The 16,026-nt window shown below is 35.1% G+C and carries 19 protein-coding genes; 18 read left to right on the top strand and 1 reads right to left on the bottom strand.

Annotated elements, in window-relative coordinates:
• Positions 1 to 120: 120 nt before the first annotated feature.
• The 13 genes from HFD15_RS00095 (at position 121) to rpsO (ending at position 11,208) form a co-directional block, all read left to right on the top strand.
• Positions 121 to 2,460, top strand: coding sequence for a primosomal protein N' (locus HFD15_RS00095; protein WP_167593473.1), 2,340 nt, complete (start codon positions 121 to 123; stop codon positions 2,458 to 2,460).
• A gap of 58 nt (positions 2,461 to 2,518) precedes the next feature.
• Positions 2,519 to 2,893 carry a nuclear transport factor 2 family protein gene (locus HFD15_RS00100; protein ID WP_025017158.1) on the top strand — a complete coding sequence of 125 codons (375 nt, stop codon included), beginning with the start codon at positions 2,519 to 2,521 and terminating at the stop codon, positions 2,891 to 2,893.
• Positions 2,894 to 2,905: 12 nt separating this feature from the next.
• Positions 2,906 to 3,427 carry an NUDIX hydrolase gene (locus tag HFD15_RS00105; RefSeq protein ID WP_023189128.1) on the top strand — a complete coding sequence of 174 codons (522 nt, stop codon included), beginning with the start codon at positions 2,906 to 2,908 and terminating at the stop codon, positions 3,425 to 3,427.
• On the top strand, positions 3,393 to 3,857 hold the full coding sequence (locus HFD15_RS00110; protein ID WP_003131474.1) for a VOC family protein: 465 nt from the start codon (positions 3,393 to 3,395) through the stop codon (positions 3,855 to 3,857). The genes HFD15_RS00105 and HFD15_RS00110 overlap by 35 nt, the downstream gene beginning before the upstream one ends.
• Positions 3,854 to 4,813 (top strand): methionyl-tRNA formyltransferase, encoded by a 960-nt coding sequence (gene fmt, locus HFD15_RS00115; protein WP_023189127.1) that lies wholly within the window; start codon positions 3,854 to 3,856, stop codon positions 4,811 to 4,813. Before HFD15_RS00110 ends, fmt begins: the two co-directional genes overlap by 4 nt.
• 174 nt (positions 4,814 to 4,987) lie before the next feature.
• Positions 4,988 to 5,230 (top strand): GlsB/YeaQ/YmgE family stress response membrane protein, encoded by a 243-nt coding sequence (locus HFD15_RS00120; RefSeq protein WP_003131476.1) that lies wholly within the window; start codon positions 4,988 to 4,990, stop codon positions 5,228 to 5,230.
• 27 nt (positions 5,231 to 5,257) lie between these two features.
• A complete protein-coding gene (gene amaP, locus HFD15_RS00125; protein ID WP_010906186.1) occupies positions 5,258 to 5,818 on the top strand; it encodes an alkaline shock response membrane anchor protein AmaP in 561 nt (186 codons plus the stop codon).
• A 10-nt stretch (positions 5,819 to 5,828) separates the two neighbouring features.
• A complete protein-coding gene (locus HFD15_RS00130) occupies positions 5,829 to 6,017 on the top strand; it encodes a DUF2273 domain-containing protein (RefSeq protein ID WP_012898445.1) in 189 nt (62 codons plus the stop codon).
• Positions 6,018 to 6,037: 20 nt separating this feature from the next.
• The gene (locus HFD15_RS00135) at positions 6,038 to 6,544 is read left to right on the top strand and encodes an Asp23/Gls24 family envelope stress response protein (protein ID WP_012898444.1); all 507 of its coding nucleotides are present in this window, start codon (positions 6,038 to 6,040) and stop codon (positions 6,542 to 6,544) included.
• A 198-nt stretch (positions 6,545 to 6,742) separates the two neighbouring features.
• Positions 6,743 to 8,017: a 16S rRNA (cytosine(967)-C(5))-methyltransferase RsmB gene (rsmB, locus tag HFD15_RS00140; protein WP_014570715.1), complete on the top strand. Its 1,275-nt coding sequence runs from the start codon at positions 6,743 to 6,745 to the stop codon at positions 8,015 to 8,017.
• An 80-nt stretch (positions 8,018 to 8,097) separates the two neighbouring features.
• A complete protein-coding gene (locus HFD15_RS00145) occupies positions 8,098 to 8,874 on the top strand; it encodes a Stp1/IreP family PP2C-type Ser/Thr phosphatase (protein WP_003130802.1) in 777 nt (258 codons plus the stop codon).
• Positions 8,874 to 10,757 (top strand): Stk1 family PASTA domain-containing Ser/Thr kinase, encoded by a 1,884-nt coding sequence (pknB, locus tag HFD15_RS00150; RefSeq protein WP_058207874.1) that lies wholly within the window; start codon positions 8,874 to 8,876, stop codon positions 10,755 to 10,757. Before HFD15_RS00145 ends, pknB begins: the two co-directional genes overlap by 1 nt.
• Before the next feature lie 181 nt (positions 10,758 to 10,938).
• A complete protein-coding gene (gene rpsO, locus HFD15_RS00155) occupies positions 10,939 to 11,208 on the top strand; it encodes a 30S ribosomal protein S15 (RefSeq protein ID WP_010906184.1) in 270 nt (89 codons plus the stop codon).
• Positions 11,209 to 11,286: 78 nt separating this feature from the next.
• Here rpsO and proC read toward each other — a convergent pair whose 3' ends face one another.
• Positions 11,287 to 12,075 (bottom strand): pyrroline-5-carboxylate reductase, encoded by a 789-nt coding sequence (proC, locus tag HFD15_RS00160; protein ID WP_012898440.1) that lies wholly within the window; start codon positions 12,073 to 12,075, stop codon positions 11,287 to 11,289.
• Positions 12,076 to 12,302: 227 nt separating this feature from the next.
• Here proC and glmU point away from each other — a divergent pair, with 227 nt between their 5' ends.
• The 5 genes from glmU to HFD15_RS00185 all read left to right on the top strand — a co-directional run bounded on the left by glmU (position 12,303) and on the right by HFD15_RS00185 (position 16,003).
• The gene (glmU, locus tag HFD15_RS00165; protein WP_003130798.1) at positions 12,303 to 13,679 is read left to right on the top strand and encodes a bifunctional UDP-N-acetylglucosamine diphosphorylase/glucosamine-1-phosphate N-acetyltransferase GlmU; all 1,377 of its coding nucleotides are present in this window, start codon (positions 12,303 to 12,305) and stop codon (positions 13,677 to 13,679) included.
• 104 nt (positions 13,680 to 13,783) lie between these two features.
• The gene (locus HFD15_RS00170; protein ID WP_012898439.1) at positions 13,784 to 14,368 is read left to right on the top strand and encodes an NUDIX hydrolase; all 585 of its coding nucleotides are present in this window, start codon (positions 13,784 to 13,786) and stop codon (positions 14,366 to 14,368) included.
• Entirely contained in the window at positions 14,361 to 14,639 is a 279-nt protein-coding gene (macP, locus tag HFD15_RS00175; protein ID WP_003130796.1) for a cell wall synthase accessory phosphoprotein MacP, read from the top strand. Before HFD15_RS00170 ends, macP begins: the two co-directional genes overlap by 8 nt.
• 32 nt (positions 14,640 to 14,671) lie before the next feature.
• Entirely contained in the window at positions 14,672 to 15,352 is a 681-nt protein-coding gene (locus HFD15_RS00180; RefSeq protein WP_012898438.1) for a 5'-methylthioadenosine/adenosylhomocysteine nucleosidase, read from the top strand.
• Positions 15,353 to 15,409: 57 nt separating this feature from the next.
• Positions 15,410 to 16,003, top strand: coding sequence for an HD domain-containing protein (locus HFD15_RS00185; protein ID WP_058207875.1), 594 nt, complete (start codon positions 15,410 to 15,412; stop codon positions 16,001 to 16,003).
• The last annotated feature ends 23 nt before the right edge of the window (positions 16,004 to 16,026 follow it).

Raw genomic sequence — 16,026 nt, forward strand, 5'->3', positions numbered from 1 at the left:
GGCGCTTTTTTTATTTCTAAAAGTTACTGACAGCTTTGTCAGTAAGAAGCGGATAAGTCAAAAGCAGGAAAAATGCTTTTCTGTTATAATTAAAGATAAGAAAACGGAGGTCAAAAATAAATGAAAATTGCTAAAGTCATCGTTGATGTGCCTCTGATGCAGACGGATAAACCCTTTTCTTACAGCCTTTCAGCTGAATTTGAAAATTTGCTTGAAGTGGGCATGCGGGTTCATGTTCCTTTTGGAAGTGGAAACCGGCTTGTTCAAGGAATTGTCATTGGATTTGAAGATGAAGAACTTGAGCCATCAGTAAATTTGAAAGGAATTTCTGAACTACTCGACGTTGAGCCAGTCCTAACGGATGAACAGCTTTGGTTGGCAGATGAAATGCGTCATTCAGTATTTTCTTATAAAATTTCATGTCTAAAAGCCATGTTACCTAATCTTTTGAATTCTAATTATGACAAGCTCCTAAAATCGACTGACGGAACTTCTGTCAAATGGTCACAACTGACAGAAGCAGAAAAAATCTCGTCAGCAAAGGCTGTGCGTTTGGGTCAGCTGTCAGTAGAATATTTAGCAAAATCTAAAGAAAATAGAAAAACAGAAAAATTCTTATCTATTCCAGATATCGAAAAACTAGCTGAATTTGAAATTGAAAAGAGAGCCAAAAAACGCTTAGAGTTGAAATATTTTCTATTAAGACTTCAAGAAGAAAAAATTGCAGTCAAATCATTAAATTTTTCTTCACAAATCATTAAATTTTTCGTTGAGCATGACCTAGTCAAAATTGAAGAGGTTGAAATTTCGAGGACGAAAGAAAAATTTGAAGATGTGGAAAATGACAGTGCTAAAATTCTCAACTCCGAACAAAATGCATCTTACGAAAAAATAATTGCATCTTCTGACAAACCATTTTTGTTGGAAGGAATTACTGGTTCAGGTAAAACAGAAGTTTACTTACAGACCATTGACCATTTTCTCAAACTCGGTAAAACAGCAATTATGCTTGTGCCAGAAATTTCTTTGACGCCACAGATTACTAATCGATTTATTGCTCGTTTTGGAGATAAAGTGGCGATTATGCATTCTGGTTTATCTGATGGTGAAAAATATGATGAATGGCGAAAAATTAAATCTGGCAAAGCTCAGGTAGTTGTCGGTGCACGTTCAGCTATTTTTGCACCTGTTGAAAATTTGGGAATTATCATCATTGATGAAGAACATGAAACTTCATATAAGCAAGATTCAAGTCCCCGTTATCATGCAAGAGATATTGCGCTTTTGCGTGCAAAATGGCATGGTGCAAGACTTGTTTTAGGTTCTGCAACGCCAAGTTTAGAAACGCGAGCACGTGCCATGCGCGGAGTTTATGAACTTTTATTACTGACAAAAAGGGCAAATGAAGCAGCAAACCTGCCAGAAATAAAAATCATTGATATGCGCAGTGAAATTTCTGACCAATCTGCTAATTTTTCACAATCTTTACTGACAAAAATAAAAGAAAAAATTGACAAAGATGAACAAGTCATTTTGATGTTGAATCGAAGGGGTTATTCTTCATTTGTCATGTGTCGTGAATGTGGTTTTGTTGTTGATTGTCCCAATTGCGATATTTCCTTGACCCTTCACATGGATACCCGAACTTTGAATTGTCATTATTGTGGTCATGTCGAAGGAATTCCGCAAACTTGTCCTAATTGTCATTCACGAAAAATTCGTTATTACGGTTCAGGAACGCAAAAAGTCGAAGAAGAACTTCGAGAAATCATGCCTGAAGCACGAGTTTTGCGAATGGATGTAGATACGACTCGGACAAAAAATGCTCACGAAAAAATTCTTGAAAAGTTTGGTAATCATGAAGCTGATATCCTCTTAGGAACTCAGATGATTGCCAAAGGTTTAGATTTTCCAAACGTAACCTTAGTGGGTGTCATTAACGCAGATACTGGCCTAAATCTACCTGATTTTAGAGCGAGTGAGCGTTCCTTTGAATTGTTGATGCAGGTGGCTGGACGAGCTGGACGAGCAGATAAAAAAGGTGAAGTATTAATTCAAACTTTCAATCCACATCATTATGCTATTGAAATGACCAAGGCTCAAGATTACGAAAAATTTTATGAAATGGAAATGAGATTTCGTCGTGAACTTTCCTATCCACCTTATTATTTCACCGTTCAAGTGCTTGTTTCTCATCAAGATGAAGAAGTTGCCATTCAAAAATCTTATGAGATCGCTCAATTACTCAAGCAAAATTTGACAGAAAAAGCTAAAATATTAGGGCCAACCGCCAGACCAATTGCCAGAACACATAACCTTTATCATTATCAAATCTTAGTTAAATATCGTTTTGAAGAAGAATTAGAATCAGCTTTAAATCAAGTGCTTGAATTAACCCAACTTCGGGATAACAAAAATTTACGAGTATTGATTGATAGTGAGCCACAAAATTTTGTATAAAAATTTCCACAGGTGGAAAAGTTAAGAATTTGAAAACAAAAGAAAGTTGGTGTGGAAAATGCAGAAAATAGAACTTTTTCAACAAACAATTGACGCATGGTTAAATAAAGACATCAAAAAGTTACTGATAGTTTTATCAGAAGATATTTTATGGACAGAATATTTCGGCGCTCAGTATCAAGGAAAAGCTGAAATTGAAAAATGGTTCTGTCAGTGGAATAATCCTGTGGAAAACAAAGTTAAGTCATGGACTGTGGATAAATATTATGTGGATAATGAGACTGCTTTATTCACATGGACTTTCCGGTGTTTTTATGAAGGTAAAGAAGGCATTCTTGATGGAATTTCTCTTGTTAAATTTTCCGGAAATAAAATTTGTGAAATTCAAGAATTTGAACAAAAATATGAAAAATTTCGGCCATTTTTGAAATGAAATGAGGTAAATATGTTTGAGAAATTCGATTTATTGAAGCATTTTGGAGTCTATGGTGTGGCAATTGACAATGAGAAATTACTTGTCATTGAAAAAAATTCAGGTCCCTATCAAAATCGCTATGATTTACCTGGCGGTTCGCAAGAAGTTGGTGAATCAATGTTTGACACATTAGAGCGAGAAGTTCTTGAAGAAACAGGCTTTACGGTTCTTGCAAGTACTAATAATCGCCTGTATTCCGCTTGGATTTATGAAAATGACCGTCGAGTCGTTGGGCACCACATTTTCAATCTTTTTGATGTAAAATTAAATAGTGTAGCCAAAAAATTACCACAATTTGTTGCTGACGGAAAAAATGACTCTGACAGAGCAGTCTGGAAGTCGATTAAAAACTTGTCAGTAGAAAATTCATCTCCACTTGTCCTAAAAGTAATTGCCGAAATCAATAATTATCCCCATGTGGATAAAGCTGAAATTTACAGAGATTGGAAGGTCAACTATGGAAGCAAAAATTATCCCAAGCCTTTGGTTTGATAACAATGCCAAAGAAGCAATGAACTATTATGTATCTGTATTTCCAAATTCAAAAATCAAAAACATCGAATATTATCCTGATGAAAAGCTAGATGAGCATTTCGTAGGAATGTCTGGAAAAGTATTAAATGGTGAATTTAGTCTGAATGGCCTTGACTTTATCTGCCTTGATGGCGGTCCAATTTTCAAATTTAATGAAGCAGTTAGTTTTACTGTGACTTGTAAAAATCAAGCCGAAATTGATGATTATTGGTCAAAACTTTCTCATGTTAAAGAAGCCGAACAATGCGGTTGGTGCAAAGATAAATTTGGTATTTCTTGGCAAATTATTCCAGAAAATCTTGGACAGTTAATGGCAAAAGGCGATAAGGCTGTTCAAGTATTAATGAAACAAAAGAAAATTATTATCGAGGAGTTTGAAAACTTATGACAAAAACAAAAATTATCTTTATGGGGACACCACAATTTGCTGCGACCGTTTTAAAAGGTTTGATTGATTCTAATCAATATGAAATTCTAGCAGTAGTGACTCAACCAGACCGTAAGGTTGGTCGGAAACAGGAATTAAGAATGACACCAGTTAAAGAACTTGCCTTAACGGTTAACTTGCCTGTTCTTCAACCAGAAAAACTTTCTGGCTCAGTAGAAATGACTCAAATCATGACGCTCCTTGAATCAGGAGAAGTTGGAATTGTGACTGCCGCCTTTGGACAATTTTTGCCAGGTAAATTATTAGATGTTGCTCAATTTGCAGTCAATACTCATGCTTCTTTACTACCAAAATATCGCGGTGGGGCACCTATTCATTATGCTATTATGAATGGCGAAAAAGAAGCTGGTGTAACCATCATGGAAATGATTCGTAAAATGGATGCCGGTGACATGATTGCTCAAGATTCTACTCCAATTCTTGAGGATGATAATGTTGGCACTATGTTTGAAAAGTTAGCCCTTGTTGGACGTGATTTGTTACTTGAAACATTGCCAAAATACCTGAGTGGCCAATTAAAAGCTCAAGCTCAAAACGAAGATGAAGTGACTTTTAGTCCTAATATTTCGCCAGAAGAAGAAAAAATCGACTGGAATAAATCTGCACGTGAAATTTTCAATAAAGTTCGTGGTATGAATCCATTCCCAGTTGCACATACCACATGGAATGGTGATCGTTTCAAGATTTATGAAACAAAAGTTGTTGATGATTCTGTCAGTAACTTACAAGCTGGTGAAATTGTGGAAAAAACGAAGAAATCATTAAAAGTTGCCACAGGTGAGGGCCTCCTTGAACTTCTTTTCGTTCAACCAGCCGGTAAACCCAAGATGGATATCGTTAGCTTTCTTAATGGCCTAGGTCAAAAAATACAGGTTGGGGATAAGTTTGGCGAATAAATTTGTCCACAATAATAAATTAAAAGTTCTATCAATTTTAATGATAGAACTTTTTTTACTTCAAAATTTAGCAAGTAAGTTAGGGTGTAATAAAAAGAAAGCGAATTACTTTAAAAGTTGCTTGAACTTTGATATATTAAAAATGTACAGGAACTGTACTAGAAAGAGGTATTTATGATTTGGTCATTAATCGTCGGAGCTATTATTGGTGTAATTGCAGGAGCAATTACAAATAAGGGCAAATCAATGGGATGGATTGCTAATATTTTAGCTGGTCTTGTTGGGTCTTTCGTCGGGCAAGCACTTTTAGGCTCTTGGGGTCCAAGTTTAGCTGGTATGGCACTTATCCCTTCTATTGTTGGTGCTGTCATCGTTGTTGCTGTCGTTTCATTCTTCTTAGGTAGAGCTAACAACTAGATAAAGCAGCAAAAGAGAGGAGGTATCGTGTCAAAAGGAAAAAAATTTATTTTTATTTTGGCTGATTTATTCTTTCTCACCATTCTTATCCCCATATTATGGGATTACTTTAATTATATGAATTTTCGTTGGGAGCTTATGCCCTCATCAGAAATTCCTTACATTGGGAATCATCTTTCCCAATATATATTTATCAGCTCTTCAATTTTAGGAGCATTATTGTTAATTTGTTTGCTGATTCTTATTTTTTATCCAAAAACTTATCAGGAAGTTCTACTAGATGATAAAACAGGAAATCTAACTTTAAAAGTTTCAGCAATCGAAGGATTGGTCAGAGAAATTGTTAGTAACAACGGTTATATCAGAAATCCAAAAATCAATGTGACTTTATATCAAGCCAAAATAAAAATTGATGTTAAAGGAGAAATTATTCCCAGAGTTGAGATTGTCGAAAAAACAAAAGAAATTGAGCAAGAAATTAAAGAAAGTATCCAAAATTTCTTTGGTATAAATTATGACTTAAAATTAAAAATAAAAGTTAGCTCACTTGCTGAAAATAAAAGTTCGACAAGTCGTCGTGTAGAATAAGGAGGTGGAAATGAATCTTTTAGAAAGATATCGCTATCCGATAATTGGAGGAATAGTAGGTTTAATTATAGCTATTTGTATCTTCACAATCGGATTTTGGAAAATGATTCTTCTCTTCTTACTTATTGGCTTAGGAATTTTCGTTGGCCTTTATCTTCAACGTACGGGAATCATTGAACAACTATTAAAGAAAAAATAAGAAAATACTAGGAGGAAATTATGGTACAAGAAAACACAAAAACAGAAGTAACTGAAGTTAAAGGTAGCTTGACTTACGAAGATAAAGTGATTCAAAAAATTGTTGGACTTGCCCTTGAATCTGTCAATGGACTATTGTCTGTCGATGGAGGATTTTTCTCAAATCTGACAGGAAAACTAGTAAATACAGATGATGTTACAGCAGGTGTCGGTGTAGAAGTTGGTAAAAAACAAGTTGCAGTGGACCTAAAAGTAGTCACAGAATACAAGAAGAACGTTCCTGATATTTACCAAAAAATTAAGGATGTCATTCGTAAAGAAGTTTCTGATATGACTGATTTAGAAGTTGTTGAAGTTAATGTTACAGTTGTTGATATTAAGACAAAAGAACAACAAAAAGATGATGAAAAAAGTTTACAAGATCGTGTGGTTGGCGCAGCTCAAACAACAGGGAAATTTACATCTGATCAAGTAGATAAAGTAAAAGAAAAAGTTGATGACATGGGTGATGATGCTCGTGTAAAATAAGAATCAATTTAACAAAAAAACTGACAAGATGTCAGTTTTTTTGTTACTTTCAAGAAAATTTTACTTTAAATAGAAAACCGTTAAGTATTATATATAGTACAAAAGAATCATGAAAAGAGAGTATTTTTAAGAAATTTAAGGAAAATCATCTGACGAAAGTCATTGACAGTCATTGACTACTAAGGGTATAATAGCTCTATGACAAAAAATGCAAGACAAACCGCACTCGATGTATTGAATGACATTTTTGGCAATGATGCTTATGCCAATATTTCATTGGATCGAAATTTGCGAGATTCTGAACTATCCACAGTTGATAAAGCTTTTGTGACTGCCCTTGTATATGGAGTGGTTTCTAAAAAGGATTTATTGGAGTGGCATATTACTCCCTTCTTGAAAAAAGAACCAAAACCTTGGGCAAAAATGCTCCTATTGCTTACAGTTTATCAAATCTTATTTATGGATAAGGTCCCAACTTCGGCAGCAGTAGATGAAGCAGTCAAAATCGCTAAACGTCGTGATGGTCAAGCGACGGCTAACTTTATCAATGCTGTGTTACGTAATTTCATGCGTTCTGAACATCGAAATGAAGAACCAAAGGATTGGGAAACAAAATATTCAATGCCCAAACTTTTATTGGATAAAATGGTTCGTCAATTTGGTGGAAAAAGAACAGGAGAAATTTTAGAAAGTCTTGAAAAGCCAAGTCACGTTAGCTTACGAAAAATTGACCCAACCGTAGAAATTTCAGGAACTCGTGCTTCTCTACTGACAGAAAGTGCTCTAATTGCTGACAGTGGAAATTTTGCAATGACAGAAGAATTTCAATCTGGCAGAATTACGATTCAAGATGAAACAAGTCAATTAGTTGCCCCTCAACTTGATTTAGAAGGAACAGAAGAAGTTCTTGACGCTTGTGCAGCTCCTGGTGGTAAAAGTACTCATATGGCTCAATATTTAACAAGTGGCCATATCACAGCACTAGATTTATATGATCATAAACTTGATTTAATTAATCAAAATGCAGAGCGTCAACATGTTGCGGATAAAATTACTACTCAAAAAGCCGATGCGACAATGATTTTTGAAGAATTTGGTTCAGATAAATTTGACCGAATTCTTGTGGACGCTCCGTGTTCAGGTATTGGATTAATTCGACGCAAACCAGATATTCGCTACAGAAAAGAAAGTTCGGATTTTGTTGATTTACAAAAAATTCAGCTAGAAATTCTGAACAGCGCCTCGAAAAGCCTGAAAAAAAGTGGTATAATGGTATACAGTACTTGTACAATTTTTGATGAAGAGAACTTTGACGTTGTTCGTCAATTTCTAGAAAGTCATCCTAATTTTGAACAAGTTGAAATTTCTAGCGATAAGGCAGATATGATTAAAGAAGGATGTATTTTTATTACTCCAGAAATGTATCATACAGATGGCTTTTTCATCGCGAAATTTAAGAAAATAGGCGAATAACTGCTGACAAATATTTTTTTTAATTCTGTCAGTAATTTTTAGACCTAAAAATAAAACTTTATTCTTGTTAAGGAGAAAAAGTGGAATACAGTATTTTATCAGATATCGGTTCAAAACGTAGTACTAATCAAGACTATGCCGGTACTTATGTCAACCGTGCAGGTTATCAGCTCTTTTTATTAGCTGATGGCATGGGAGGACACAAAGCAGGTAATGTCGCAAGTAAACTTACCGTAGAAGATCTCGGCAAACTTTGGTCAGAGACATTTTTTGATGCGGGAACACCAGAAGCAACTCTTGAGATTTGGCTAAAAAATCAAGTTCGTAATGAAAATGAAAATATTGCCAGCCTTGGAAAACTTGATGAATACCAAGGAATGGGAACAACTCTTGAAGCCTTGGTTATTAAAGCAGGAATGCTCGTTTCTGCCCATGTAGGTGATAGCCGAACTTATTTAATGCGCGATGGTGAATTAAATAAAATAACCACAGACCATTCTTTAGTTCAAGAGCTTGTAGATGCAGGGCAAATTACCGAAGAGGAAGCTGAAGTTCATCCGAATAAAAATATCATTACTCGTTCACTTGGGCAAACTAGTGAAGTTCAAGCAGATATTCAAGTTTTAGAACTTCAAGTAGGGGACATTATTTTGATGAACTCCGATGGTTTAACAAACATGGTTTCAACTACCGAAATTATGGAAGTTTTAGAGCGGGAAGATTTAACTTTAGATAATAAATCTGAAGCTTTAGTTCGTTTAGCCAATGAACATGGAGGTTTGGATAATATTACCGTCGTTTTGATTAAGTATGATGAAACGTCAGAAAGCGAAACACCAACGCAGGAGGTTAGTTGATGATTCAAATCGGTAAAATCTTTGCCGATCGTTATCGGATTATCAAAGAAATCGGACGTGGCGGAATGGCGAACGTTTATCAAGGTGAAGATACTTTTCTTGGTGACCGCTTAGTTGCAATAAAAGTGCTACGTTCAAATTTTGAAAACGATGATATCGCGATTGCTCGTTTTCAGCGAGAAGCATTCGCCATGGCAGAACTTTCACATCCAAATATCGTAGGTATTTCTGATGTTGGTGAATTTGAAAGTCAACAATACATTGTCATGGAATTTGTTGACGGCATGACACTTAAACAATACATCAATCAAAATGCACCTTTAGCCAATGATGAAGCTATTGAAATTATTACTGAAATTTTATCAGCAATGGACATGGCCCATTCACATGGTATTATTCACCGGGATTTAAAACCACAAAATGTTTTAGTTTCCAGTAGTGGAACTGTAAAAGTAACGGATTTTGGAATTGCGAAAGCACTCTCTGAAACTTCACTTACTCAAACAAATACAATGTTTGGTTCGGTTCATTATTTATCACCAGAGCAAGCGCGTGGTTCAAATGCAACTGTTCAATCAGATATTTATGCGATTGGAATTATTTTATTTGAACTTTTAACAGGTCAAATTCCATTTGATGGAGATTCTGCAGTTGCTATCGCTCTAAAACATTTCCAAGAGAGTATTCCAAGCATCATCAATCTCAATCCAGAAGTTCCGCAAGCTTTGGAAAATGTTGTCATTAAAGCTACAGCGAAAGATATTAAAAATCGCTATACTGATGTAGAAGAAATGATGACTGATGTGGCAACTTCAACGAGTCTTGATCGTCGTGGGGAAGAAAAATTAGTTTTCAATAAGGACCATGATGAAACAAAAATTATGCCTGCCAATCTAATTAATCCTTATGACACCAAGCCTCTGATTGATAAAAAAGAAGATAATGATTCACAAACAGATGAAAAAGCTGCAAGCTCAGAAGTAGTAAATAAAAACAAAAAATCTAAAAAAGGCTTGATTATTGGTCTTATTATCCTTCTTTTAGTTGTTGGCGGTGCTACTTTGGCTTGGGTTGTCTCAACACCAACTAATGTTAAGATACCTAATGTGACAAACTCGACGCTTGACCAAGCAAAAAGCAAAATTAAAGATGCAAAACTAAAAGTGGGAACAGTTCATAAACAACAAAGTTCAACGATTGCTGAAGGAAATGTTATCAAGACTGATCCAACTAGTGGAACAACCGTGAGATCTAATAGCTCCGTTGATATTTATGTTTCTACGGGAAATGAAGATATCATCAAAATGAAGGACTTTGTCGGTGAAAAGATTGATGAGGCGATGGCAACATTACTTAAGGATTATGGTATTGATGAAAGCCAAGTCACTCAAACTTCCGTTCCTAGTGATTCTTACCCAGCAGGTACAATCATTAAACAAAGCCCTAAAAAAGGTTCTAGTTTTGATACCAAAGGGAGTGAAAAAATTACCTTTGAAGTTTCAAGTGGAAAACAAGTTGAAGTTCCGGATTATAAACCGAACGGTCAATATATGACTTATTCACAGTATCAAGCTGCCTTAAAAGCTGCAGGATTCACTAATATTACACTAGACCCTCAAGCAACAACGAATCAACAAGCCGACGGTTATGTATATTCTGTTTATCCGACTGTTGGAGCGTCCGTTGATCCAACTCAAGAAATTGTAATCACTTATAGCGTCTATACTGCTCCAAGTTCAAGTTCAACAACTTCTGAATCAACAACGACGCCTGAAACTTCGTCAAGCACAACTTCAAGTACTTCAAGTTCTACAACAAGTCAGCCGTCAACAGATAACAACAATAGCAGCAAAGAATCTTCAACAACGTCATCAAGTAGTTGAGAAAAATAAACTAGGAATCTCGTGTTCCTAGTTTTTTGATAAATAAGTTAATTTACAAGAAGCTTGTAAAATTAGGCAAAAAAGTGTATCATGGTAGAGTAGTTTTTTACAACCCGTTCTTGGTTTCATGCTTGCCAAGCTGTCACTCGGACTGGGCAATACAAATAAAGGAGAAAAACTCATGGCAATTTCAAAAGAAAAAAAACAAGAAATCATCGCTCAATACGCTCGTAAAGAAGGCGATACTGGTTCACCTGAAGTACAAATCGCTGTATTGACTTGGGAAATTAACCACCTTAACGACCACATCAAATCTCATAAAAAAGACCACGCAACACAACGTGGTTTGATGAAAAAAATCGGTCACCGTCGTAACCTTCTTGGATACCTTCGTGGAAAAGACGTTCAACGTTACCGTGAACTTATCGCTTCATTGGGACTTCGTCGTTAATAAAAAAATGCCATATGGCATTTTTTATTTTATAAATTAAAAACTAAAAGGATCGTTTTCCTTCTAGTTTTTTTATTTTTAAAGATTTTTTTCTTTTTCGATAGTAGCGCTAATAGCATCAATAACTGTTCCGATAAAATGGTTTTGTTCTAAACTTACCACACCAGCGACAGTAGTTCCACCAGGACTTGAGACTTTATCGACTAATGACCAAGGATTTTCACCACTTTGGAGAATCATTTCAGCTGAAGCACGAACCGTTTCGGCAACAATTGCTGTGGCTTGATCTTTAGGAATACCATGCAATACACCGGCACGTGCCATGGCATCAATGAACATATAAATAAAAGCAGGGCTTGAACCGGCAATTGCTGCAAATGTTGAAAAATCTTTTTCAGCAATTTCATGGACAGAACCAGTTGATTTAAAAATTTCTTGAACTGTAGCATAAGCAGAATCATCAACAAATTCATTTTTGACAATGGCCGATGTTGACTGACCGATTTGTGCATTGATATTTGGCATCACTCGGATGATTGGTTGATTTTCTGAATCAGCCAGATGTTTCAAGTCAGATAAAGTGAGTCCCGCTGCAATTGAAATTAATGTTTTGTCTTTAGTTAAATGATTGATTAATTTACTTAAAACAGAGGGAAGTACTTGAGGTTTAACTGATAGAATGATAAAATCAGATTCTTGAACGAGTTCTTCATGATTACTTGCAGCCGTAACATTAAGGGTTTCCGCTTGTTTTTGAGTTTTTGTTAAATTGTGTCCGGAAATGATGATTTTGAATTTATTTTTGTCAAGTCCAGAAATAATAGCTGTTGCCATTTTTCCAACTCCAATAAAACCTATTGTTTTCATAAATAAAATCCCTTCTTTTCTTTTCGTCCATTTTATCATAAAAAGTAATAATAAATCACTTTAGTAGCATCGTAAAATAAATCAGATTTTTTCTAAGTCTGAGTACTAGCTCGCATATTTAGCGCATATTGAGAGGATTTGAATTAAAAAGATAACGAAAATGCCCCTTGATTATGGTATAATTAGGTAAACATTTTATTTTATTTGTAATAATAAAGGAGAAATCTATGAATAAATTCGCAATTGTCTTGGCGGCTGGTAAAGGAACTCGTATGAAATCAGCACTTCCGAAGGTCTTACATCAAGTGGCTGGAAAATCAATGCTTGCTCATGTTCTTACAAGTGTTTCTGAGGTAGAAATTGCTAAAAATGTAGTGATTGTTGGTCATGAAGCGGATCGTGTGATTGCAACTTTACCTAAAGGGACTCAATTTGTGAAACAAGTTGAGCAATTGGGAACGGGTCATGCCGTTCGGATTGCTGCGGATTTATTGGCAAATGAAGATGGAGCAACTCTTGTTATTGCTGGTGATACACCATTAATTACTGGACAAACGTTAGAAGCACTTTTTGACTATCACTTTGCACAAAATGCAACAGCAACTATCTTGACAGCAATTGCACCAAATCCAACAGGATATGGACGAATTATTCGTGATGAAAATGGCTCAGTAGAAAAGATTGTTGAGCAAAAAGATGCGAATGATTTTGAAAAATCAATTACCGAAATTAATACTGGGACTTACATTTTTGATAATAAGTCACTTTTCAAAGCCTTGAATGAAATCACAACTGATAATGCCCAAGGAGAGTATTATTTAACAGATGTCATTGAAATTTTCAAAAAAGCTGGTCAAACGGTAGCGGCTCATATCCTTGATGATTTTGACGAAAGTTTAGGAGTTAATGACCGTGTTGCCCTTTCACAAGCTGAGTTGACGATGCGCAAACGAATCAATCATCAACATATGGTGAATGGTGTAACTCTTATTGACCCTGCGACAACTTATATTGACAGTGAAGTAACGATTGGTGAAGAAACTGTGATTGAAGCAAATGTAACAATAAAAGGAAATACCTTTATTGGTAAAAATGTTTTGATTACAAATGGTAGCCGTATTGAAAATTCAGAAATTCATTCAAATTGTGAAGTTCGTAATTCAACGGTTGAAGAAAGCAGAATGAGTGTTGGAAGTAATGTAGGACCCTATGCTCATTTGCGTCCCGGAACTGTTTTGAGCGAAGAAGTTCATGTTGGAAACTTTGTCGAAATTAAAGGTTCAACGCTTGGTAAAGGTACAAAAGCTGGTCACTTAACTTATATTGGAAATGCAACGGTTGGTGAGAAAGTGAACTTTGGTGCTGGAACAATTACAGCAAACTTTGATGGTAAAAATAAATTCAATACTGAAATTGATGACTTTGCCTTTATTGGTTCGAATTCAACAATTATTGCTCCATTGCATATCGGTAAAAATGCCTTAACAGCAGCAGGATCTGTTGTAACAGAAGATGTACCAGATGAAGCAGTCGAAATTGGACGTGGAAAACAAGTGAATAAACTTGGACGTGCTAAAAAAATGCCACATTATCGTGGTCAATAATTAACAAATAAAAGAAAGAGTTTCTCCTGAAGCTCTTTCCTTCGATTTTGATGAGAAAACTATTCTTTAAATTATTTTAAAAAGTTTTCGGAAGAAAGGACACAATGTTAAATTTTGATGATAAAAAATTTGAAGAAAAAACTTTAGCTAGAGAAGAAATTTTTAGTGGGAAGATTTTTCATGTTGTAAAAGACGTAGTTTCTTTGCATGATGGACAAGAGAGTTTTAGAGAACTTGTTTTTCATAATGGAGGAACAGCGATTGCACCTGTTCACAACAATAAGATGATTTTAGTTGGTCAATATCGTAAAGCATTGGAAAAATTTATTTTTGAAATTCCGGCAGGAAAACTTGAAAAAGGTGAAGAAAAAGATCCCAAAGCTGCGGCCTTAAGAGAGCTCGAAGAAGAGACTGGATATCTGGCGCAAGATTTGACAGAAATTACAGCTTTTTATGGGACACCCGGTTTTTCATCAGAGAAAACATATGTCTATTTCTCATCAAATTTAACAAAAGTGGAACATCCAAAACCCGCTGATGACGGTGAGTTTTTGGAACAAATTGAAGTCACTTTAAGCGAAGCAAAAAAAATGATTGAACTTGAACAAATTGCGGATGCAAAAACAATTATGGCTATTTGGTATTGGGAAATGCAATATTTGAAAAAGGAGCTTGAAAATAATGCCTAAACCTCTTTTAACAGACGAAGTAATTGAACAAGCAAAACAGGATAAGAAAAATCTTGAACGCAGATTGCAAAGAGAGCTTGAAGAAGATACTGAAATCGCTGAAAAATACGATAGTATTGAGAAAAATTTAAGCAAAAATGCTGTTTATAAAAGTCGAAGAATTGAAAATGCCAAGGCTCAAAAACGTGGAAAAGCAATTAATAAATGGCTTTTCATCGTTACACTAATTGTTGTTCTATTGGCAGTAGCTTTCTTTTTGTACTACTTTTAGAGAGTAAAAAGATTAGAAAAAAGGTAAAAAAAATGAAAATAGGAATTATTTGTGCGATGGATGAAGAAATTCGCATACTTGTTGAAAACTTAGAAAATGCAGAAAAACATACTCGTCATGGTTTAGTTTTTCATACAGGTTCAATTGGCCGGCATGAAGTGGTCCTTGTCCAATCTGGAATTGGTAAAGTGATGTCTGCTTTGGCAGTTGGATTTTTGGTTGACATTTTTGATGTCGACGCCATTATCAATACTGGATCAGCGGGAGCAGTTGCTCAAGGTTTAGCAATTGGTGATGTTGTAGTTGCCGATAAACTTGCTTATCATGATGTTGATGTTACTGCTTTTGGTTATGCTTATGGCCAAATGGCTCAACAACCTTTATATTTTGAATCAAGTAAATATTTTGTTTCTGAATTGAAAAAAGTTTTAGAAAATGTGCATGTTGGATTGATTACTAGTTCAGATAGTTTTATCAGTAGCTCTAGTAAAATTGCTGAGATTAAAGAGCATTTTCCGGATGTTTTAGCCGTTGAAATGGAAGGGGCTTCTATTGCTCAAGCTGCAACAGCACTTGGAAAACCATTTGTAATTATTCGTGCGATGTCTGATACTGCTGACCATGATGCTAATGTTAATTTTGATAAATTTATTATTGAAGCAGGAAAAAAATCAGCTGAGGGCTTGATTCGTTTACTCGAAGAAATGGTATAAAATTGGAATCTATCTTTTGATAGATTTTTCTTTTTATGAGAACTAAGAGGAAGTGAAATGGGAGAAATCAAGGATAAAAGGTTAGAACTCTTAATTGAGGAAGTTAATATTTTTTTGAATAATGACCAATTGTTTGAGCACTGTTTAGCAGTGGCAAGGACGGCTGAGGCACTGACAGAAGAATTAACTGATTCTAATGAAAGACGTTCGCAAGCTTTTATAGCAGGACTTTTACATGATATTGGTGGAATTTATCCAAATGATCAAAGAGTAGAAAAAGCAGAAATTTTTAATATCGAATTACTGAGAGAAGAGCGTGAATTTCCATTAATTATTCATCAGAAACTTTCTAAGTATTTGGCGAGTCAACATTTTAAAATTACTGACGAACAAGTTCTGTCAGCAATTGAATGTCATACTACCCTAAGAAAAAATTTTACAGAATTGGACTTGATTGTTTTTCTTGCTGACAAAATTAGCTGGGATGGTGGAGATAATGCGCCATTTAGGCAGGGATTACTGACAGCTCTGTCAGTAAATTTGCAAAGTGCGGCACTTTATTATATTAATTTCATTATTGATGATGGATTGAAAGTTGCCCACCCATGGCTTTTAGAAGCAAAGAAAGATTTAGAAAATCAGCTTTCCTAGCTGATTTTTTTGATAATTTAGAT

The organism is Lactococcus sp. EKM203L (assembly GCF_011800585.1).
Classification (GTDB): Bacteria; Bacillota; Bacilli; order Lactobacillales; family Streptococcaceae; genus Lactococcus; species Lactococcus lactis.